We start from the raw sequence: 19,904 nt of genomic DNA on the forward strand, positions 1-19,904 counted from the left end.
TCAAGGCCCGGGTTCGCCGTGAAAGCCGCACGAGACGAAGCGCGTCCAGGCGGCAGGCGGCCGACGCTGCTTACGCCTCTCCGCCTGTGGGATAGGCAAACCGGCTCAGCAGATCCCTCAGGTGCTCGGGCTCGCCCGGCCCAAGTTCGGCAACCAGTCGCTCGGCCAGTGGCTCCGCCGCCACGTGGGCCGCGTCGAAAAGCTCGACGCCTTGAGGCGTGATCTCCACCGCCCGCACGCGCCGGTCGCCCGGAACGGTCTTGCGTACGGCCAGTCCCTTGCGCTCCAGGTCGTCCACGACGCGCATGATTCCCGCCTTGTCCGACCCCGTCTCCGCCGCCAGGTCCCGCTGCACCGTGGGCCCGCGATTGACCAGCACGATCAGCACGGCAAAATGCCGCAACTCAATGCCGAACGGCCGAAGGGTCTCTGTCAGCACCGTGGCCGCGCGCCAGTGTGCCTGGCGCAGCAACAGGCCGAGAGCGAAAGGCGAGGCATCCCCGGGTCGGTCGGTCGCACGCGAGGCTGTGGATCTGCGGGGGACGTCGCCAGTCATGAGACCATACTAGCCGTGATCATTTCATTTGATATAGTATCATTTGAAATCAAAATGTGGCCTGTAGCTCGGACACGTGCTGCCATCTCGCGCCGCGCCTGAAAGGCCCGCCCGGCTCCAGGCCTGGGCCGGACGGAAAGACGCGGACGGCGCCACGGTGTTTCTCGGCCGGCGCGGCGATCACTTGGCCGACCGCGCCGTCCGCAGTATCGTCACCGGCCTCGGCGAAGCCTGTGGCGTCGAAGGCGACCCCACTGAACCTTTCGGCCCGCACGTCCTGCGCCAACCCGGCTCGCGAACCGTCAACAGGTGAAGAAGTTGCGGTTCGCTTGCGCCGGCTTCTGAGCTGGGCCTCCGAAGGCCGACAGGTCAGGTGGTTGTCACCATTCCGCCAGTGATGCGGTCGTCACTCTGTGTGATTACTTAGCGCGAGTGATCGCTTACGAAGAGTGACACATCGATATCGGAGGATCATGCTCGTGGCTGGACGCCCCACTTTGGCGGCAACCGGCGGTGCGATCTTGGCTGTGGTGGCGGCCATCGCTTCCGGTTCGGCCCCGGCCGCTGCCGGGGCGCAGGCCGAACACGCCGGGCCGCCACTGTTCCGGAACGCCGTCGCCGAACCGCCGGTCGCCGCCGAAAGCCCGGAAGGCCACAGGCGGACCCCGGTCAAGCAGACGGCCGACGGCGAGGCCGGCGGTTGCAGCGCCCGCTACGAAGTGCTTGCGCAGGAGGCGATCGAGGCGCCGCGGACGGGCCCGAGCTGCTCGCCGGCCGGCGGCCGCCGGCCCTCCCACGACAACGACGCCTTCGTGCACCAGGCTGCGGCGCTTCCCAGCGTGAACATGGAAGCCACCGTCAAGGCAGCCCAGATCGACCCTCGGCGACCTGACGACACGCTGACGCCGGGCGCCAAGGCCGGAGTGCTCCTCGTCGAGCGGGCGCTGCGCGACCGCCACCTGCTCGACGCGAAATGGGTGGACGGTTACTTCGGCACCGCGACAGTCGCCGCCTACGCGAAGTTCCAGAACTCGCTCGGCTACACCGGTCTCGCCGCCAACGGCCTGCCGGGCAAGGCGTCGCTCCCCAGGCTCGCAGCCGGCCGCTTCACGCTCACCCACGTCATCGACCCGGGCAGCCGGGTGTCCAGCGGCGGTTTCGTCCTCAACACCCGCACGCGGAGCATGCTGGGCGAGGCGACGCGGCTGCTCGGCCGCGAACTCGTGCTGGAGCAGGGGTCGTACAACCCTGGCGGCGACCCCACGTCCGCGGGCACCCACGACGGCGGCGGCGTCGTCGACATCTCGGTGAAGCAGATGAGCGCCGCCACCCGCACCGCGATCGTCCGCGCGCTGCGTCAGGTCGGCTTCGCGGCATGGCTGCGCAGCCCCGACCAGGGCGACTGGCCGTGGCACATCCACGCCGCCGCCATCAGCGACACCGACCTTTCCAGCCAGGCGCAGCACCAGATCGGTGACTACTACCTCGGCCTGAACGGGCTGGCCAACCGCGGCCCCGACGACGGCCCGAAGGTCACCATCCGCACCTGGGAGGAGTACCAGCGCCGCTGACTCCCCTTCACAACCCACGATCCGCCGGCAGAAAGAGAAACCATGAGAACGCTCAGCAGGACCCTCACCACCGCGACCGTCACGATGGCGCTCGGCGGCACGGTCCTGGCCAGCGCGCCGCCCGTCGCGGCCGCCGGCCGTGACGGCGTGTGTGACAGCGGCGAATTCTGTTACTACTTCAACAGCGGCAACCAAGGGTCCATCTCGGACTTCACCGGATCCGTCGCCGACTACGGCACCAAGCAGCCGTCCTGTTACGACTTCAAGGGACCTGGCGACGGCCAAGGCCAATGCATCAAGAACGCCGCCGCCTCCGTCTGGAACCGCACCAACACCACCGTCCGGGTCTACTACAACAGCAACCACGGCGGCGACTACCAGGACTTCGCGCCAGGCGCCAAAGGCAACCTCAACTCCACCCTCAAGAACCAGAACGCTTCACACCGGTTCAGCCCGTCGACACCAGCGAGCACGGACATGTCGTACGCGCTGTATCAGGCCAGGGGCCGGCTCGTTGTCGGCTTCGACGGCTACAAACGCATCTCCGGCCGGCACGAGGGGATCGACTTCGCCCGCGGTCTGAACGCACAGGTCCACGCCCTGGTGAGCGGCAAGGTCATCAATGTCGTGCGCGGGACGACCGGCGGCCGGGGGCTTTCCACGATCGCCATCTACAACGCCGCGCTGGACAAGACGGTGATCTACCTGCACACCGCTCCGTCGTCCTCCTTGAGCCAGGGCCAGCAGATCAGCCGCGGCCAGGTCATCGCCACCGAATCGTGGCGCGGGGTGTCGTCCAGTTCGAACGCGCACACGCACGTCGAGATGCGCCTCGGCCAGCGGACGCTCGCGGCCAAGAGCGTCAACGACCCGAGGCTGGAAAACCCGAACCCGACCTCGTTCTGGAACTCCCAGGGCTATAACATCCGATGACGGGTGCGGTGCCCTGACTCATCACGCCATCTGACCTGACCTTCTGTCCTCGGCGCTCGTGTTCCTGCACCTCCTGCGCTTGCTGATGGTCCGGTTGTTCGGCTGGTTGACGCTTCTCACGCGGGGCGGCGCCTTCGAGGAGGTGGAGATTATGGTGTTGCGCCATGAGGTCGCCGTCCCGCGTCGTCACGGGAGAGCCCGGGTTGGGGGCATCGGCGCGTCGGGCGTTCGCCTGAGGACGGAACGGCTCACTGGTGCGCGTCGTCCCGAAACGCATACCAAGGCCCCATCACATGCCGAACATCACCCGGCTGGCTCACGGGGCTCCAGACATAGCCGTAGCCGTCCCCTCCCCAGCCCTTGCCTCGGTAGAAGATGACCTGGTCGTTCTCCCGACGGACGAACTCGAACGAGAGGCTTCCGATGCTTTGATCACTGAGTACGACGCCCTCCCTCAGTGTGCGGGCGACCGCCTCCATGTTCCCTGACGAGTGTATGAAACGCAGGTCCTCACCCCAGATCAGGGCCACGACAAGGATGGCAGCCAGGAGCGCCCCACCCCAGAACACGGCACTGCGTAACGCAGACCATTCCACGCGGCTCGTCTCGATCATGTAGTCATCTTCACATGTGCCCGAGCAGGACTACGAGGGTCACACGGGGATGAAAAGGGTTCAGTGGATCCGTCAGACCTGTCGCCCCGGCATGCGCGATGAGCATGCCGGCGCTGGGTGCCGGCCCCGGGTGGGCGTGGCCGAGGGCCGCGTGTGCGGCCGGGGTGTGGCTGAGAGAGAAGAGGACATGCAGCACCACCTGCATGCCCGCCATCAGCGCAAGATCACCTTCCGCCCCCTCGCTCTGGAATCCGCCGTCGTGCCCTGCCTCCGGCGCGGCGTTCGCCGACGCACGTCAAAGGCGCCTTCGACCAGCGCGGCCACTCAGGCGGCCACCACCTCGTACCCTGCCTCGACGATCGCCGCACGCACCTGCGCCTCCTGCAGCGCCGGGCCTCCGCTCACGGTGACGCGGCCCGCCGGCACGTCCACCTCCACCTCCTCGACGCCCTGCAACGGCAGCACCTGCTCCTTGATCGCCGCGGCGCAGTGCCCGCAACTCATTCCAGAAACCGCAACCGACAAGGTCATTGACGTGATCCTTTCCTGCGGAACCGCCGGGCGCGGCCTATGCCGTCCGGGTTCACCACATGGGGCGCCAACTCACCAGGAGCCTTAGAGCTTCTTATACGTATGGCCCAGGGGCGCGCGGCCTCGAGGAGGCGTACCGGCCCGGCGGCACCTCGTGACGTCGCCGAGCCCTGGTCGGGTCACGCGTCGTCCGGCAGCGGTTCGCCGGTCTCGAGCAGCGACTTCAGGCTCGCCACCACGTTCGGCCAGCCGTGGCTGACCATCTCGGCCAGGCTCGATCCGGGCTCGAAGCCGTCGTGCATGACGGTGAGCCTCACGACCTGCGTGGCCGCCTCCTCAATCGTGAAGGTGACCTTCGAGCGGGCCTCGCCGGACAGCCGGGCGAGCAACTCCTCGTCCCAGCCGAAGCGCTTGGCGAGCTCCGGGGTGATGGCGTGCCAGGTGTAGGAGAGCCGACTGTAGGGTTCGGCCTCCAGCACGACCTGCTCCGGGTCGCTGATCAGCACGCCGTGGTTGTCCCAGGTCATCGGCGAGCCGACGGACCAGTCCGTGGTGAACTCCGTGGCCCAGTAGCGGCGGGTGAAGGCGGGCTCGGTCAGCGCCTGCCAGAGCTTCTGCGGGGTGGTGCGGATGTAGGTGGTGTAGACGAAGGTGGGCGCGTCCATGGGGGTCTCCTCCAGGGCGAGTTTCAGGTCTGCCAGGGCTTGGACCCTGGCCTGGTCGTAGCGGCTGATCCATCGGTGGGCGATCTCGTGCACGGGTGCGGCGTTGAGGTAGTGCAGCTTCTCCCGGCCCCGCCGCACGGTGGCGACGAGCCCGGCCTCCTCCAACACCGCGAGGTGCTTGCTGACGGACTGCCTGGCCATGTCGAGTCCGGCGCACAGCTCGCGCAGCGTCTGCCCGTTGCGGGCGTTGAGCGAGTCGAGCAGCGCGCGCCGGCTCGGATCGGCCAGCGCCTTGAACACCTCGTCCATGTCCGCCCTCGTACCCGGGTTGTCGCCTGTCGATATGCAGCCATCTGGCTGCCTTTAACTTAGGCAGCCGGATGGCTGCCTGTCAAGGCGGGCGGCAACGATGGGCGGATGTGGGAGCTGATCACCCTCGGCCGCCCCCACGTGTGGCCATCGCCTCGTTCAGGTGGCTGCCCTCGGGCCGGCCGTTGACGACCACGTAGCGCGGCTGATCGAGGCCCATCAGGTCGAGGCGACGGCCACCCGTCGGTCGCCCACCAGATAGACGCCGCCGTACATCCGCGCCTCGTCGAGCCAGGCGCGCCTGCCCATGTCCGCGGTGAAGGTCACCAGGACGTAGCGCCCGCTAGGGCGTCTCGCAGACGGCCTGGCGCAGCTTCGCGGCGTCGACCTGCATGGAAGGGCCTGGGCATTCGAGCGTGGCGGCGATGTGTTCCATGCTCGCCGCGCGCGGCGCCTGGCCGCTGGGAGTCGGGAGATCTCAGACGGGTGGGCGAGCGCGTTCGTGGTGGCCGCGTCCGCACCCTTCGACCGGGGCGAGGCGCTGGCGATGCTGCGCGACAAGCTGCCGCGGCACATGGTGCCGTCGCGGATCGAAGTGGTCCGGTCGCTGCCCAGAACCGCGAGCGGCAAGCTGGACCGGCTCGCCACCCTCGGCGTCAAGGGCCGCCCCGTCCGGGCCGGGAGCCCCTCAAGTGCCGGCCGGCCGTGTCCCCGCCTCGTCAGTGCCATGTCATGGTCGCGTCACGGTCGCGCCGACGGTGACCGCCGTCGACGAACGGTGACATGCGGCGGACGACGCGCGCACATTCGGCGCCAATCGTAGTCGTCATGGACGAACCACGCACGATCCCACCTCGGCCCCGTGACCGGCTGTATGCCGTGGTCACGCTGGTGCTGGCCGTGGTCCTGCTGCCCGTGGCGCTCGTTCGCCATCCCGGCCGCGCCCGCGAACTGGCCTGCGGCTGGGCGTTACGGATGCGATTCCCCGCCGAGGACCTCACCGGGCTCACCGACGGCGCCATGGCGGCCTTCACCGCCGCGCGCACCGAGGCGCTCTGGCGTCACGGCCAGCTCATCGGCCTCACCTCGGGATATCGCGATCCCGTCGTCCAGCAACGGATGTTCGACGAGGAGGTTCGCCGCTCCGGCTCCCCGGCCTCGGCCCGCATGCTCGTGCTGCCACCAGCGGAATCCAGCCACGTCAAAGGCATCGCCCTGGACGTGCGCCCCCACGAAGGCGCCCGCTGGCTTGAAGAACACGGCGCCCGCTACGACCTCTACCGCATGTACGACAACGAGTGGTGGCACTTCGAGCACCGCCCGGACAGAGGCGGCACGCCACCACGACGGCGACCCCACCCCGGCGTGGGCTGGTAGCCCAGGCAGGTGTGCGATCCGGAGGTGGTGACGGGTTTGCGCCCGAGAACCGAACCGGTGATCCGACCAGCGCGCCCAAGGGTTCGGCCCGGGTGTTCGGAGGGGGTAAGGGGCATGTCATCGGGGAGTGACAACCAGTCCGGATCGCTCGGACGGCGCCTGCAAGCAGCGCGCGAGATGGCGTTCGTGGGGCGGGATGAAGAGCTCGCGGTTTTCGAGGCGGCGTTGTACGGCGGCGGCTGCAGCGTTCTGTACGTGCACGGTCCCGGCGGCATCGGGAAGTCGGCCTTGTTGCGGCGGTTCGCGCACGAGGCCGCGGTGGCGGGGCGGCCGGTGTCCATGGTGGACGGGCGCACGTTGGAGCCGACGGCATCCGAGGCCGAGCCGGTGCTCATGGATGCGGACGCGGTGCTGCTGGTCGACAACGTCGAACGCGTCCAGGGTTTGGAGGGATGGCTGCGCGAGCGGTTCCTGCCGCGGGTGCCCATGGGGGCGCTGGTGGTGATCGCGGGGCGAAACCCGCCGGACCTGCGATGGCAGGCGGATCCGGGATGGGCGGGGGCGCTGGAGGTGCTGCCGCTGCGCGACCTGCGGGCCGGAGACGCGCAGGCCCTGATGGACTCCTCCGGGGTGCCGGCCGAGTTGCGCGAGCCGCTGCTGGCCTTCGCCGGTGGTCATCCGCTGGCGCTGCTCCTGGGAGCGGCCGTGGCGGTGAAGGACGGCGGGGCCGGCCGGCGGTGGATGCCGAGTCAGGACGTGGTGGCCACGTTGCTGGACCAGCTGGTGGGCGAGTTGCCTTCGGCGGCGCATCGCCATGCTCTGGAGATCTGCGCGCATGCGTACACGACGACGGAGGACCTGCTGCGGGCGGCCTTGCCGGAGGACGCCGGGACGTTGTTCCGGTGGTTGCGGCGGTTGCCGTTCGTGGAGTCGAGCAGTCTCGGGCTGTTTCCGCATGGCGTGGTGCGGGAGCTGCTGGAGGCGGACCTGCGATGGCGGGATCCCGAGGGGTACGCGGTGATGCACGACCGCATCCATGCGCATCTGGCGGAGAGGGTGCGCACGGCGGGCGACGCGGACGTGCCCGGCGCGGTGGCGGCACTGCTCCACCTCCATCGCGACAACGCGGCGCCGGCCGATTTCCACGGCCGCCACGACGAGGGCGAGTTCCGGGAAGAGGCGTTGCGGGAGGAGGACGCCGGCACGTTGCTCCGGGTGGCGACGGCAGCGGAGGGTGCGGCGTCCGCGGGCTGCGCCGCCTTCTGGGCGGAACGTCGGCCGCAGGCGTTCCGGCTGTATCGACGGACCGAAACCGGCGAGCCCGTGGCCTTCTCCGCATGGTTGCGGTTGGCGGAACTCGATGAGGAGGAGCTGGCGGCCGATCCCGTCGTGGCCACGGCGTGGGCGCATGCGCGTGCCACCACGCCGTTGCGCGCCGGTGAACACTTGGCGGTCAGCCGGGTGTGGGCGCTGCCGCCGGATCGCGGGAACTCGCCGGTGATGGATCTGATCCAGTGGCGGGTGATCGGCAATTGTTTGCGGGCCGAGCGGATGGCATGGTCATATATCGAGATTCGGCACCCGAACCACGCATGGGTGGAGCATTTTCGGCGGAATTGCGGGATGCGTGACATCTCCGAGCAGCCACGGCCGGGGGATGACGCGTACACCCTGTTCGTGCATGACTGGCGCGCGGTGCCGGCGCAGGCGTGGCTGGAGCGGATGAACCGGCTGCTCGTCGCGGGGCCCGCCGGCGGCCCGGGTGCCGTGGCGGCGAAACTGGCGGTGCTGTCGCAGGCGGAGTTCACCGAGGCGGTGCGCAAGGCGTTGCGCCAGTTGCCGCGGCTGGACGCGCTGGCCGCCTCCCCGCTGACGCGCACCAGGCTGATCGCCGAGCGGGCCGGGCAGAACCCGGCCACGGCACTGGGTGACCTGCTACGCCAGGCGATCGACGACCTGCGTGAGGATCCGCGCTCGGTCAAGCTCCACCGGGTGCTGTCCGTCACGTTCCTCCGCGGCGCGCCCACCCAGGAACTGGCCGCGGAACGACTCGGCCTCCCTTTCACCACCTACCGCCGCCATCTGACGGCCGGCATCGAACGTGTCTGCGCCGACCTGTGGCGCCGGGAGCTGTACGGCACCGACGCACCGGCGTACCGATCCACCTGAGCGGCGCGGCAGGGTGCCCGCACGGTACGTGGACCTGGGCGAACACCCGCCGCGACCGGGCGGGCACCTGGCCGTCGGCCCCGCCGCCGCGAACGAACGCGACCGAACGTGACCGCGGGCGTGTCAGTCGGCGAGCGCGAGGCCGGCCGCCGCCTCCGCGTGCAGCCGAGCGCTCGGCAGCATCGGGATGGCGCTGTCCTTCTCGCTGACCAGCAGCTCGATCTCCGTGCAGCCGAGGATGACGCCTTCGGCGCCGTCGTCTGCGAAATCATCGATGATCTGGGCGTACGCGTCCCTGGACGACTCCCGGAGCACCCCGCGCACCAGTTCGTCGAAGATCACGCGATGGACCAGCTCCCGCTGCTCACGCCCGGGGACGACCACGTCGAAGCCGTGGGCGGCCAGCCGATCCCGGTAGAAGGGCTGCTCCATGGTGAAGCGAGTGCCCAGCAGACCGACCTTGCGCATGCCCCTGGCGCGGACCTCGGCGCCCACGACGTCGGCGATGTGCAGCACGGGCCCGCTCACGGCCCGCTCCACGTCGTCGCTCACCCGGCTGAAGGTGTTGCTGCAGATGAGCAGGAGCTCGGCGCCGAGATCCTCCAGTTTCCTGCCCGCACCGGTCAGCAACGTGCTCACCTCGTCCCAGCGGTCGGCGAAGATGAGGTTCTCGACGGTCGTGTAGTCGACCGACCAGATGAGGCTGTTGGCGGAATGGCTGCCGCCGAGCCGCTCGCGGATCCGCTGGTTGATGATCTGGTAGTAGATCACCGTCGATTCCCAGCTCAACCCGCCGATGAGACCGATAGTGCGCATGGAACTCCGTTTCGCCAGCTTGTGCCGGCAGGCTAGGCGGAGTGCCTGCTCATTTGGCAGACCAAAAGCTGTTCAACCGTTCGGTAGACCCGCACGACCGTCATCATGGGGTCCCGCGGCGATGCGGCAGCGGTCAGGCGCCGGCCAGCGCACGCGCGCAGGCACCGAGCCCGATCTCGCTGGAGGCCTTGACGAACACCACGTCTCCCGGTTCGACAAGCGCGGTGGCCAGCCTGAGGGCCCCGGCCACGTCCTCGACCCTATGGACGGCCACGCCCTGGTTCGAGGACTCCGCTGCCTCCGCCATCGCGAGCGGATCCCCTGCTCCGACCGCGATCAGCACGTCGAAGCGGAGGCCGGCGACGAGCCGGCCGATCTCCGCGTGCCGGGCGCGGGAGGCGTGCGCCTGCTGCCCCATCGCGCCGAGCACGGCGACGGTACGACGGGCGCCGGCCAGGGCCTGCACCGCCCGCAGCCCGGCCCGCATGGATTCGGGGCTGGCGTTGTAGGCGTCGTTGACGACGGTGATGCCGTCGGGTCGTTCGACGATCTCCAGCCGGCCCGCGGAGCGCCGCCGTGCGGCGTTCAGCCCATCGGCGATCTCGGCGACGCCCAAGCCGAGTGCGGTGGCCACGGCGGCGGCGGCCAGGGCGTTGCTCACCTGGTGCTCGCCTATGAGGTCGAGCTCGACCGGGGCGCGGCCGGAGGGTGTCACCAGCTCGAACGCGGTTCGCGCGCGGCCGGCCATCCGCACGCCTTCGGCGCGCACCTGCGCCTGCGCCGACCTGCCGTACAACAGGATCCGGGCCCTGGTGCGGCCGGCCATGCCCATGACGTACGGGTCGTCGGCGTTGAGCAGCGCGAACCCGTCCGCCGCAAGTGCCTCGACCAGCTCGCCCTTGGCCTCGGCCACGTCGGCCGGCCCGCTTCCCATGCGCTCCACATGCGCGCTGCCGACATTGAGCACCAGCCCGACCTGGGGCGGTGCGAGCCCGGTCAGGTACGTCAGGTCGCCCTTGCGGCCCGCGCCCATTTCCAGCACCAGGTATCGGGTGGCGGCGTCGGCACGCAGCACGGTGAGCGGCAGCCCGAGCTCGTTGTTGAACGACCTGTCGGTGGCGACCGTCGCGGCGTGCCGTTCGAGCACCTGGGCCAGCAGGTCCTTGGTCGTGGTCTTGCCCACAGAGCCGGTCAGGCCGATCACGGTCGGGCTGATGCGTTCGAGCAGGTGCCTGGCCAGCAGGCCGATCGCGAGCTGGACGTCCTCGACCACGAGGGCGGGCACGCCGACGGGCCTTGAGGCCAGCACGGCGACGGCGCCGCCCGCGACGGCACCGGCCGCGTGGTCGTGGCCGTCGACGCGGGCGCCGACCGTCGCGGCGAACAGGCCGCCGGGCACCACCTCGCGGGAGTCGACCGCCGAGGGCGCCGTCACCAGCGCCTGCGGGTCGCGCACGTCATGCAGGCTCGCGCCGACGACCTGCGCGATCTCGTTCAGCGTCATGGGGATCACGAGCCGCTCCTGGCGAACGCGAGGTCGATGAGGCGGCGCAGCAGGTCCGGGTACGGGACGCCGCTCGCCGCCCAGGCCCTGGCGTAGACGGAACGGGCGGTGAAGCCGGGCATGGTGTTGATCTCCAGCACGTACAGGCGTCCCGTGTGCTCCTCGTAGAGGAAGTCGACCCGGGACAGGCCGTAGCCACCGATCGCCCGGAAGGCGCGCAGGGACAGCTCGCGCACGTCCTCGGCCACCCGTTCCGGCAGCACGCAGGGGATGGCGGCGATCTCGGCCTGGCTGAGGTACTTGGCCTCGTAGTCGAGCCAGTCGCCGGGCACGATGAGCTCGCCGGGCACCGAGGCAGCCGGAGTGTCATGGTCGCCGAGCACGCCGCAGATGAGCTCGCGCGCGGTCACACCCTGTTCGACGATGACCACCCGGTCGTAGGCCAGCGCCAGATCCACGCCCGCGCGCAGCTCCTCCATCGAGGTGACCCGTGAGATGCCGATGGAGGAGCCCATGCCGGCCGGTTTGACGTACATCGGCCAGTCGAGCGACTTCACCAGACCCCAGTGGTCGGTGGTGGTGCGCCATTCGTGCTCGGTGAACCACACATGTGGGGTGACCGGAATGTCCTCCGCCAGGAACGTGCGCCGCATGGCGACCTTGTCCATGGCCACCGCGGAGGCCAGGACGCCGCAGCCCACGTACGGGATGCCCAGCGTCTCCAGGTGTCCCTGGACGACGCCGTCCTCGCCGAACGGCCCGTGCAGCACGGGGAAGACCACGTCCGCCAGATCGGGTCGCAGCTCCACCGGCCACCTGCCCTGCCGGTCGATGAGGACGGCGACGGGCTCGTACAGATCCCTCGGCAGCGCGTCGAGCACGGCCTGCGCCGACTGCAGCGACACCTCGTGCTCGGCGGACGGCCCACCCGCCAGCACAGCCACGCGTACGCGTTCAGTCACGATCGAATCAGCCTTCCTCGGTGGCACGGTGTTCGCCGTCGCGGCACCGGCCTGCCGAGTGTCGGCTCTCCGCCTGACCAGTTCCCAGACCATTCGCTGTCCAGTTCCTGACCAAGGAGCACCCGCGGTGTGCCGCGACCGGGCCGATCCCGGACGCTCCGGCCCGCTGCCCGGGTGATGCCGATCGCGGCGCGCTCGCCCCGGCCGTCACGGGCCTGGGCCGCGGCCCTCGTGGCCGAACGGCCTCAGGGCAGCTGGTCTGGGGTCGCCGTCAGGCCGTAGTAGATGCGCGGGGCGCCGTCCAGCCGGATCTTGACCTTGCCGTCGCGGGCGGTGAGCCGCCGTTCCCTGCCGAGGCAGTCGAGCTCCCTCACCGAGCTGCCGGCGGCGGCCACCTTCAGCTCCGTCTTGGTGGGCCAGCCGTCCACCCACGGTTCCGGCGCGGCGAACCACGTGGAGCCCGGCGCGTGGTCGGTGTTGAGCAGGTACCCGTCCTTCCTGCTCCACAGGATCGAGACGGGTCCCTCCGGCGTGCTGAACAGCAGTCCTTTCAGGTCGGGGTCGGCCGGCTTCAACCAGCGCACGAACGTCGCCCGGTCCAGCACCTGCGCGGCCGTGGCGTAGGCGAGCATGGACGGCTTGGCGCTGGTGTCGCGGTTCATGAGCCCGTAGTGGTACTCGGGGTTGGCAGGGTCGGCCATCTGCGGCTTGCCGAGGACGCTGTCGTGCAGTTGGTACCAGTTCACGCAGCGCACCCCCTCGGCCTTGGCCAGTGCCAGGGTGAGCAGGACGTTCTCCGCGGCCTGCCGGTAGGTATCGTGCCACCAGCTGTTCGGCTTCGTGCAGGCGTAGGCCTCGGTCAGCCACAGCTCCTTGTGCCCGTACTCCGCGATCGTCTCGCGGGCCTTGCGCAGGCCGCCGAGGAAGTTCCAGTAGGAGCCGTTGGCGCCCTGCGTCCACTCCTCGGGAGGCGGCGCGTAGTCCGGCGTGAAGTTGCCCCTGCCCGGATGGAAGGCGAACCCGTCGATGAGGTCCCAGCCGCCGGCGTCGTGGAAGTTCTTGGTCCAGACGTGATCCATGCCGGCCAGGCCGGCGTTGAGCACCTTGGTGGGCGCTCCCGCGGCGGTCAGCCGGTCGCGTACCGGGCGTAATCCGTCCCGCACGTAGGCGGCGGCGGTCTCACCGCTCATCCATGGCTTGTTCACCTCGTTGGCGACCTCGAAGTAGCCGGCACCCGAGCTGATCGCCTTCTGCGTGTTCGTGTCGGCCCAGGCGGCGACCTCGGTGGCCGTTCCGCCCAGGGGGATCCCGGCGAGCTCGATGTTGTGACCGATCCCCGCCGCGTCGAGGGCGGCGGGCGGGAGGCCCGGCCCGCCGTCGTAGGAGATGCGGACGCGCTGGATGCCCAGGCGTTTCATCAGTCCCACGACAGCGGCGGCGTCGGGCTGGAGCAGCCACGGGTAGTTGGCGATGCCGAACATGCTGTCGGCGCCCGCCTGGTAGGTGTGCGGCGGCAGGACGGCGAGGTTGGTGCGGGCGAACGCGCTGTCGGTGCCCGCGGTGGCGCGCACCTCGGTGAACACGATCCCGCGGGGTGGCGAGGTGACGGTGAAGGTCTGTCTCCACGCGGCTCCCGCCGCGACCGTGCCGGTCACGCTGCCGCCGGCCAGAATCCTGCCGTCGAAGTCGCGGGCCCACCATGACAGCTTCACGCTGCGGGCGGCGCTTCCCCCGTTGGCGACCTCCGCGTGCAGGGCCATGGGCCGGCCGCCGGCGTCCCAGAGGGAGAAGGGCTGGTCGGTCCAGACCTCCACGCCGAGGGGCAGGCCCGCGCCCATGGTGCCGCCCGCGGCCGGTCGCATCGAGCCGAGCACCAGGTCGGCCTCCGTCGCGGCCGCGCTCGCGGTTCCCGTGCCCGGGGCGTGGATCCAGGTGGCGTTGGTCCAGGCGGGGGTGGTGGTGGCCAGCCGGAAGTAGGCGCGGGTGTCGGCCCAGGTCTCCTGGTAGACGACACCGGCATTGCTTTCGTACGGCACTCCTCCGCCGGCGTCGCGGTTCCACGTCGTCAGCGCGGCGAAGGACTCGGGCGCCGAGGGCGAGACGACGGTGCGGCCGAGCATGAAGCCGGCCGGGATCAGCGTGGTCGAGCCGCCGACCTCCCAGCGCAGCTTCGCGCGGTGCGGCGCGACGCGGAAGACGCCCCGTACGGTGATTCCCCCGGCCGTGCCGGGGAGCGTGTAGTCGACCTGGATGGCCTGCGTGCCGTCCTGGAGCGTGACGAGCGACGGCGTCCCGCCGGTGGTGCGCTGGATGCCGGTGACGGAGTCCTTGGCCATGAACCCGGTGAGCCTGACCCGTTCGACGCCGCCGCCGTCGCGGACGGTGATGCCGCCGTCGGCGCCGGCGGTCAGCGTGATGCCGTCGGCGGAGATCGAAGGGGTGTCGGCCCGGGCCTGTGCCGCGGGAACCAAGGCCCCTGCGAGCCCGGCCGCTACGGCTCCGCCGAGGAAGCGGCGTCGGGGGATGTCAGACATGAAGATCTCTTCCCTGTCGACCTAATGCGGATTAGGAAGATGTGTACTCCGGGCGGAACGAGAGTGTCAAGGGTGGTCTGTGCGCATCGGGTAATCCATCGGTAACACCTTGACACTCTTTCCTAATGCGGATTAGATGCCTCCTAATCCGCATTGACCCAGAGGAGTAGCCATGGATGTGCCAGCCTCCAGAAGGTGGATGGCGGGGGCGCTCGTGCTCGCCGCCGCGACGGCGGGCTGCTCGTCCGGCTCGTCGGGTGGGGACTCGGGTAAGACCGTGATCACCGTGGCGGGCATGCCTCCCACGACCGCCGCGAAGACCCGCACGCAGTTCCTCGACGCCGTCGCCGCGTTCGAGAAGGCCAACCCCACCATCAAGATCAAGCCGACCGACACGCAGTGGGACGCCAGGACGTTCGCGACCCGCCTGGCCGGTGGAAACGCGGAGACGGTGCTGACCGTGCCGCTCACCGAGCCGCCGGGGCTCATCGCCCGGCGCCAGGTCGCCGACCTCAGCACCGAGATCAAGAGCCTGCCGCACGCGGGAGACTTCGACCCCCGCGCGCTGGCCCCCGCGACCGGCGCGGACGGCAAGGTCTACGGCCTGCCCGTCACCGAGTACGCGCTGGGCCTGGTCTACAACCGCGCCCTGTTCACGAAGGCGGGCCTCGACCCGGACCGGCCACCCGCCACGTGGGACGAGGTCAGGGCGGCGGCCAAGAAGATCGCCGGGACGGGAGCGGCCGGGTACACGCAGATGACGGTCAAGAACACCGGCGGCTGGATCCTGACCGCGATGACCTACTCCTTCGGCGGCCGGATGGAGAAGCAGGAGGGCGACAGGTACGTCCCCTCCCTCCTGGACGGCCCGGCGGAGCAGGCGCTGCGGCACCTGTCCGCGATGCGGTGGCAGGACGACTCCATGGGCGCCAACCAGCTGCGCACCCAGCAGGACGCGGAGCGCGACTTCGCCGCCGGCAAGATCGGCATGATGATCGGCACCGTCAACAGCTACAACCGCTACACCACCCTCTACTCCGGCAAGCCGGACGACTTCGGCATCGCGGCGCTGCCGCAGCAGGGCGGCGGCAAGGCGACGCTGCTGGGCGGGCTGGTGGCGGCCGTCAACGCCAAGGCCACGGCCGCGCAGCGAGCCGCCGCGGTGAAGTGGATCGACTTCTACTACCTCAAGCCCAACTACGACCCGGCGGCCGCGGAGCAGCTGGCCGTGGCCAACGCCGCGGACAAGCTGGCCGTCGGCCTGCCCACGCTGCCGTTCTACGGCACGTCGGTCTCAGGCCCGGTGAACGCCGCGATAGCCAAGCACACCAACATCCCGGTGTCGAACTTCGCGCCCTACGTGAAGGACACCGAGAAGCTGGAGTACGTCGTCGAGCCCCCTGTCGCCGCCCAGGACCTGTACGGCGCGCTCGACACCGCCGTGCAGGCCGTTCTGACCCGCAAGGACGCCGACCCGCGCGACGAGCTGACCAAGGCGGCGGCGCGCGTCGCGCCGCTGCTTGAGAAAGCACAGTGACCCGGGGCAGGGGCGCCGCGGCCGCGCTGTTCCTCGTCCCGACGGTGCTGGTCTTCGGCCTGTTCTCGTGGTGGCCGATCATCCGCAGCGTGGTGCTCGGATTCCAGCAGACCAACCTGGTCGAGGCGGCGACCTTCGCGGGCCTGGACAACTTCCGCACCCTGCTCGCCGACCCCCTGCTGGGCACGGCGGTGCGCAACACGCTGCTGTTCACCGGCCTGGCCCTGCTGATCGGCTTCCCGCTGCCGATCTTCCTGGCGGTGCTGATGTCGGAGCTGCGGCGCGGCTCCGGGCTGATGCGGGTGCTGGTCTACCTGCCGGTGGTGGTTCCGCCGGTGGTGGCCGTGCTGATGTGGAAGTGGTTCTACGACCCGGACTCCGGCCTGTTCAACCAGCTGCTCGGGCTGGTCGGGCTGGGACCGTACCCCTGGTTGCAGTCCACGGGCATGGCGATGCCGAGCCTGATCCTGGAGGCGACCTGGGCGGGCGCGGGCGGCGTCGTGCTCATCTACCTGGCCGCGCTGTCCAGCGTGCCCACCGAGCTGTACGAGGCGGCCGAGCTGGACGGGGCGTCGGTGTGGCGCAGGCTGTGGCACGTGACGCTGCCGCAACTGCGGCCCATCCTGCTGATCATGCTGCTGCTCCAGGTGATCAACACCTTCCAGGTGTTCACCGAGCCGTTCGTGCTGACCGACGGCGGGCCGGAGGACTCGACGGTCACGGTGCTGCTGCTGATCTACAGGTACGCGTTCGTCAACGGCGACTACGGCACGGCGGCGGCGTTGAGCGTGAGCCTGGCCGTGGTGCTGGCGGCGCTGTCCGCCGTGTACCTGCGGCTCACCAGAACCTGGGGGACGAAGTGAGAGGAGTGATCTCCGACACCGAACGGCGTGGGCGCGGGATGCGCCTCGGACTGGGCACCACCCAGGTGCTGCTCATCGTGGCCCTGGTCCTGGAGGGCGCCGGGCCGATCTACTGGATCTTCAAGGGCGCGATCTCCTCCACCCAGGAGTCGCTGCGCCATCCGCTGGCCCTGTGGCCGGCGGACGTGCGATGGTCGAACCTGGCGGAGGCGTGGACGACCCTGGAGGTCGGCCACTACCTCACGAACACCGTCGTACTCGTCGGCGGCTCCTGGTTCACGCAGCTGTTCGTCGCGACGACAGGCGCCTACGCGCTGTCGGTCCTGCGGCCCTCCTACGGCAGGTACGTCTACGGCGCGGTCCTGGCGACGCTGTTCCTGCCCGGCACGGTCTCGATGGTCTCGCTGTACCTGACCGTCCTGGACCTGTCCATCGCCGACACCCCGCTGTCGGTGTGGTTACCCGCCGGAGCGCACGCCTTCAACGTCCTGCTGGTCAAGCAGTTCTTCGACGGCATCCCCAAGGAGCTGTTCGAGGCGGCGCGCCTCGACGGCGCCGGGCCGTGGCGGATCTTCACCCGGGTGGTGCTGCCCATGTCGCGTCCGATCCTGGCCGTGGTATCACTGCTGGCTGTCATGAACGCGTGGAAGGACTTCCTCTGGCCCATGATCGCCATCACCGACACCGAGAGTCAGCCGCTGGCGGTGGCCCTGCCCCGGCTGGCGGACACCTCGGACCAGGCCCTGCTCATCGCCGGGATGCTGATCGCGATCATCCCGCCCGTCGTGGTGTTCCTGCTGTTCCAGCGGCAGATCATCCGGGGCATCGCCTTCACGGGGCTGAAGGGATGAGGGTCCTGGTCACCGGTGCGGCAGGCCGTCTCGGCTCCGCCGTACTGACAGAACTCGCGTCGCGGGACATCGCCGTGACCGCGCTCGTCGAGCGGGACCCCGGCCCGCTGACGGCGGAGCGGGTCGTCGTGGGCGACGCCCGCGACCCGGCCGCCGTCCGCGCGGCCCTCGAAGGGGCCGACGCCGTCGTTCACACGGCGGCGCTGGCCTCGCCCGAGGTGGCGGCGCCCGAGGTGGTGTTCTCGGCCAACACGCAGGCGACGTTCGTGGTGCTGAACGAGGCGGGGGAGCAGGGGGTACGGCGGGCCGTGATCGCCAGTAGCCTGTCGATCACCGGCCTGCCCTTCGCCAGGTCGCGCCCAAGCCCGCCGTACCTGCCGCTGGACGAGCACGTGCCGTTGCGGATCGAGGACCCGTACGCGCTGTCCAAGCAGGTGGACGAGGCCACGGCGGCGATGATGCACCGGCGGCACGGCATGACCGTCGCCGCGCTGCGCTTCCCCTTCCTCGGTGACCAGGTCAGGCTCGCCGCGCGCGCGGAGCGGCTGGCCGGGGATCCCGCGGCCGGGGCCACCGAGGTGTGGAGCTACCTCGACCTGCGCGACGCCGCGCATGCCTGCCTGCTCGGGCTGACGGCTCCGCTGCACGGCGCGCCGGTCATCTTCGTCGCCGCGCCCGAGACGCTCGTGGCGACCCCCACCGAGGAGTTGCTCGCGGCGCACCACCCCGGCGTGCCACGCCGTACGGCGTCGCCCGGCAGGACCGTGACCATCGATCTCGAACCGGCCAGGCGACTGCTCGGATTCACTGCTCGGTATCCGTTCCCGGAGGAGCGACAATCATGATCATGCCGGAGACGCAGGCGCCGTGGCAGGCCAGGGACGGGCTGCGCATCACAGGTGTGCGCACGATCGTCACCGCCCCGGGCGGGGTCCCGCTCGTCGTCGTGCGGATCGACACCTCCGAACCCGGGCTGTACGGCCTGGGCTGCGCCACCTTCACCCAGCGCTTCCACGCCGTGGTCGCCGCGATCGAGCGGCACATCGCTCCCATGGTCATCGGCCGGCATCCCGCCGACATCGAGGACATCGGCCGGATGCTGCACTACTCCTCGTACTGGAGAGGCGGGCCGGTGCACAACAACGCGCTGTCCGGCATCGACCAGGCGTTGTGGGACATCGCGGGCAAACGTTTCGGCGTCCCGGTGTACGAGCTGCTGGGCGGGCGGGTCAGGGCGGCTGCCGCCGTCTACACCGGGGCCCGCGGTGGCGAGGTCGAGGAGTCGATCGAGCGGGCCGCCGCGCTCGCCGAGCAGGGCTACCGCTACGTGCGACTGCAGGCGGGCGGGCCGGGGCTCGGCACGTACGGTGGCGTCGGCACGCCCGGCGGGTATCCGGACAGCCCCCATCCCGACGGCTGGGACGTCGGCCACTACCTGCGGAGCACGCCGAAGCTGTTCGAGCGCGCCCGCGAGGTCCTCGGTGCGGAACTCGGCCTGCTGCACGACGCGCACAACCGGCTCACGCCGAAGGAGGCCGTGGCGCTCGCGCGGTCGCTGGAGCCGTACGGGCTGTTCTTCCTGGAGGACCCGCTCGCACCCGAGCACTTCGACAGGCTGCCCGAGGTGCGGGCGGCGGCGCCGATGCCGATCGCCTCCGGCGAGTTGGTCTCCTCGGTGACCGACGCGGCGCGTCTCATCACCTCGGGTGGCGTCGACTACCTGCGCCTGCACGTATCGGCCGTCGGCGGGCTGACGCCCGTGCGCAAGCTGGCCGCGCTGTGCGAGCTGACCGGGGTGCGGACGGCCTGGCACGGGCCGCCGGACGTGTCGCCGGTGGGCGCGGCGGCCAACGTCACGCTCGACGTCACCAGCCCCGCGTTCGGGATCCAGGAGGCGCATGTCTACCCGGAGACCGTGCACGAGGTGTTCCCGGGAACGTTGCGGACGGTGAACGGCTACATCACCCCCTCCGACCGGCCCGGCTGGGGCATCGACCTCGATGAGAACGCCGCCAGGCGATACCAGCCGGAAACCCACCTGCACGAGCGGTGGGCCGCGCGGGTGCGCAGGCCCGACGGCGGGATCGAGGCTCCGTGAACTACTACTACTTG

Annotated in this window: 18 protein-coding genes; 10 read left to right on the plus strand and 8 right to left on the minus strand. The window is 70.2% G+C overall.

Going from position 1 to position 19,904, the window contains the following annotated elements:
* Positions 1-70 precede the first annotated feature (70 nt).
* Entirely contained in the window at positions 71-556 is a 486-nt protein-coding gene (locus ACIBQ1_RS19695; RefSeq protein ID WP_397279268.1) for a MarR family winged helix-turn-helix transcriptional regulator, read from the minus strand.
* A gap of 530 nt (positions 557-1,086) precedes the next feature.
* Here ACIBQ1_RS19695 and ACIBQ1_RS19700 point away from each other — a divergent pair.
* Together ACIBQ1_RS19700 and ACIBQ1_RS19705 are read left to right on the plus strand one after the other, a co-directional pair.
* Entirely contained in the window at positions 1,087-2,127 is a 1,041-nt protein-coding gene (locus ACIBQ1_RS19700; protein ID WP_397279269.1) for a peptidoglycan-binding protein, read from the plus strand.
* A 42-nt stretch (positions 2,128-2,169) separates the two neighbouring features.
* Complete coding sequence (locus tag ACIBQ1_RS19705; RefSeq protein ID WP_397279270.1) at positions 2,170-3,060, plus strand: peptidase inhibitor family I36 protein; 891 nt, start codon at positions 2,170-2,172, stop codon at positions 3,058-3,060.
* Between the two features lie 248 nt (positions 3,061-3,308).
* Here ACIBQ1_RS19705 and ACIBQ1_RS19710 read toward each other — a convergent pair whose 3' ends face one another.
* The 3 genes from ACIBQ1_RS19710 to ACIBQ1_RS19720 form a co-directional block, all read right to left on the minus strand.
* The gene (locus ACIBQ1_RS19710; RefSeq protein WP_397279272.1) at positions 3,309-3,674 is read right to left on the minus strand and encodes a hypothetical protein; all 366 of its coding nucleotides are present in this window, start codon (positions 3,672-3,674) and stop codon (positions 3,309-3,311) included.
* A gap of 324 nt (positions 3,675-3,998) precedes the next feature.
* Positions 3,999-4,205 carry a heavy-metal-associated domain-containing protein gene (locus ACIBQ1_RS19715; protein ID WP_397279274.1) on the minus strand — a complete coding sequence of 69 codons (207 nt, stop codon included), beginning with the start codon at positions 4,203-4,205 and terminating at the stop codon, positions 3,999-4,001.
* Between the two features lie 179 nt (positions 4,206-4,384).
* Positions 4,385-5,179: an ArsR/SmtB family transcription factor gene (locus ACIBQ1_RS19720; protein WP_397279276.1), complete on the minus strand. Its 795-nt coding sequence runs from the start codon at positions 5,177-5,179 to the stop codon at positions 4,385-4,387.
* 502 nt (positions 5,180-5,681) lie between these two features.
* Here ACIBQ1_RS19720 and ACIBQ1_RS19725 point away from each other — a divergent pair.
* The 3 genes from ACIBQ1_RS19725 (at position 5,682) to ACIBQ1_RS19735 (ending at position 8,725) form a co-directional block, all read left to right on the plus strand.
* Positions 5,682-6,002 carry a hypothetical protein gene (locus ACIBQ1_RS19725; protein WP_397279278.1) on the plus strand — a complete coding sequence of 107 codons (321 nt, stop codon included), beginning with the start codon at positions 5,682-5,684 and terminating at the stop codon, positions 6,000-6,002.
* Between the two features lie 5 nt (positions 6,003-6,007).
* Positions 6,008-6,556 (plus strand): D,D-peptidase/D,D-carboxypeptidase VanY-N, encoded by a 549-nt coding sequence (vanY-N, locus tag ACIBQ1_RS19730; RefSeq protein ID WP_397279280.1) that lies wholly within the window; start codon positions 6,008-6,010, stop codon positions 6,554-6,556.
* Between the two features lie 114 nt (positions 6,557-6,670).
* A complete protein-coding gene (locus ACIBQ1_RS19735; protein WP_397279281.1) occupies positions 6,671-8,725 on the plus strand; it encodes an ATP-binding protein in 2,055 nt (684 codons plus the stop codon).
* A 123-nt stretch (positions 8,726-8,848) separates the two neighbouring features.
* Here ACIBQ1_RS19735 and ACIBQ1_RS19740 read toward each other — a convergent pair whose 3' ends face one another.
* The 4 genes from ACIBQ1_RS19740 to ACIBQ1_RS19755 all read right to left on the minus strand — a co-directional run bounded on the left by ACIBQ1_RS19740 (position 8,849) and on the right by ACIBQ1_RS19755 (position 14,541).
* Entirely contained in the window at positions 8,849-9,541 is a 693-nt protein-coding gene (locus ACIBQ1_RS19740) for an aspartate/glutamate racemase family protein (protein ID WP_397279283.1), read from the minus strand.
* A gap of 133 nt (positions 9,542-9,674) precedes the next feature.
* Positions 9,675-11,045, minus strand: a complete 1,371-nt coding sequence (gene murF / locus ACIBQ1_RS19745) for a UDP-N-acetylmuramoyl-tripeptide--D-alanyl-D-alanine ligase (RefSeq protein ID WP_397279755.1) — start codon at positions 11,043-11,045, stop codon at positions 9,675-9,677.
* Positions 11,046-11,050: 5 nt separating this feature from the next.
* Positions 11,051-12,007 carry a D-alanine--D-alanine ligase family protein gene (locus tag ACIBQ1_RS19750; RefSeq protein ID WP_397279284.1) on the minus strand — a complete coding sequence of 319 codons (957 nt, stop codon included), beginning with the start codon at positions 12,005-12,007 and terminating at the stop codon, positions 11,051-11,053.
* 245 nt (positions 12,008-12,252) lie between these two features.
* A complete protein-coding gene (locus ACIBQ1_RS19755) occupies positions 12,253-14,541 on the minus strand; it encodes a hypothetical protein (protein ID WP_397279286.1) in 2,289 nt (762 codons plus the stop codon).
* Between the two features lie 172 nt (positions 14,542-14,713).
* On the opposite strand from ACIBQ1_RS19755, the gene ACIBQ1_RS19760 reads away from it, so the two are divergent.
* The 5 genes from ACIBQ1_RS19760 to ACIBQ1_RS19780 are packed head-to-tail and all read left to right on the plus strand — an operon-like array spanning position 14,714 to position 19,890.
* Positions 14,714-16,078 (plus strand): ABC transporter substrate-binding protein, encoded by a 1,365-nt coding sequence (locus ACIBQ1_RS19760; protein ID WP_397279288.1) that lies wholly within the window; start codon positions 14,714-14,716, stop codon positions 16,076-16,078.
* Positions 16,075-16,941 (plus strand): carbohydrate ABC transporter permease, encoded by an 867-nt coding sequence (locus ACIBQ1_RS19765; RefSeq protein WP_397279289.1) that lies wholly within the window; start codon positions 16,075-16,077, stop codon positions 16,939-16,941. The genes ACIBQ1_RS19760 and ACIBQ1_RS19765 overlap by 4 nt, the downstream gene beginning before the upstream one ends.
* On the plus strand, positions 16,938-17,792 hold the full coding sequence (locus ACIBQ1_RS19770; protein WP_397279290.1) for a carbohydrate ABC transporter permease: 855 nt from the start codon (positions 16,938-16,940) through the stop codon (positions 17,790-17,792). Before ACIBQ1_RS19765 ends, ACIBQ1_RS19770 begins: the two co-directional genes overlap by 4 nt.
* Positions 17,789-18,637: an NAD-dependent epimerase/dehydratase family protein gene (locus tag ACIBQ1_RS19775; RefSeq protein ID WP_397279291.1), complete on the plus strand. Its 849-nt coding sequence runs from the start codon at positions 17,789-17,791 to the stop codon at positions 18,635-18,637. The genes ACIBQ1_RS19770 and ACIBQ1_RS19775 overlap by 4 nt, the downstream gene beginning before the upstream one ends.
* Complete coding sequence (locus ACIBQ1_RS19780) at positions 18,634-19,890, plus strand: enolase C-terminal domain-like protein (RefSeq protein WP_397279293.1); 1,257 nt, start codon at positions 18,634-18,636, stop codon at positions 19,888-19,890. The genes ACIBQ1_RS19775 and ACIBQ1_RS19780 overlap by 4 nt, the downstream gene beginning before the upstream one ends.
* Positions 19,891-19,904: the final 14 nt, after the last annotated feature.

Source organism: Nonomuraea sp. NPDC050153 (assembly GCF_044460125.1).
Taxonomy (GTDB): Bacteria; Actinomycetota; Actinomycetes; order Streptosporangiales; family Streptosporangiaceae; genus Nonomuraea.

What these genes read in the sequence shown, in the direction of transcription:
- ACIBQ1_RS19695 (WP_397279268.1), bottom strand. Translation starts at nt 556, where the DNA reads ATGACTGGCGACGTCCCCCGCAGATCCACAGCCTCGCGTGCGACCGAC.
- ACIBQ1_RS19705 (WP_397279270.1), top strand. Translation starts at nt 2,170, where the DNA reads ATGAGAACGCTCAGCAGGACCCTCACCACCGCGACCGTCACGATGGCG.
- ACIBQ1_RS19710 (WP_397279272.1), bottom strand. Translation starts at nt 3,674, where the DNA reads ATGATCGAGACGAGCCGCGTGGAATGGTCTGCGTTACGCAGTGCCGTG.
- ACIBQ1_RS19715 (WP_397279274.1), bottom strand. Translation starts at nt 4,205, where the DNA reads ATGACCTTGTCGGTTGCGGTTTCTGGAATGAGTTGCGGGCACTGCGCC.
- ACIBQ1_RS19720 (WP_397279276.1), bottom strand. Translation starts at nt 5,179, where the DNA reads ATGGACGAGGTGTTCAAGGCGCTGGCCGATCCGAGCCGGCGCGCGCTG.
- vanY-N (WP_397279280.1), top strand. Translation starts at nt 6,008, where the DNA reads ATGGACGAACCACGCACGATCCCACCTCGGCCCCGTGACCGGCTGTAT.
- ACIBQ1_RS19735 (WP_397279281.1), top strand. Translation starts at nt 6,671, where the DNA reads ATGTCATCGGGGAGTGACAACCAGTCCGGATCGCTCGGACGGCGCCTG.
- ACIBQ1_RS19740 (WP_397279283.1), bottom strand. Translation starts at nt 9,541, where the DNA reads ATGCGCACTATCGGTCTCATCGGCGGGTTGAGCTGGGAATCGACGGTG.
- murF (WP_397279755.1), bottom strand. Translation starts at nt 11,045, where the DNA reads ATGACGCTGAACGAGATCGCGCAGGTCGTCGGCGCGAGCCTGCATGAC.
- ACIBQ1_RS19755 (WP_397279286.1), bottom strand. Translation starts at nt 14,541, where the DNA reads ATGTCTGACATCCCCCGACGCCGCTTCCTCGGCGGAGCCGTAGCGGCC.
- ACIBQ1_RS19760 (WP_397279288.1), top strand. Translation starts at nt 14,714, where the DNA reads ATGGATGTGCCAGCCTCCAGAAGGTGGATGGCGGGGGCGCTCGTGCTC.
- ACIBQ1_RS19775 (WP_397279291.1), top strand. Translation starts at nt 17,789, where the DNA reads ATGAGGGTCCTGGTCACCGGTGCGGCAGGCCGTCTCGGCTCCGCCGTA.
- ACIBQ1_RS19780 (WP_397279293.1), top strand. Translation starts at nt 18,634, where the DNA reads ATGATCATGCCGGAGACGCAGGCGCCGTGGCAGGCCAGGGACGGGCTG.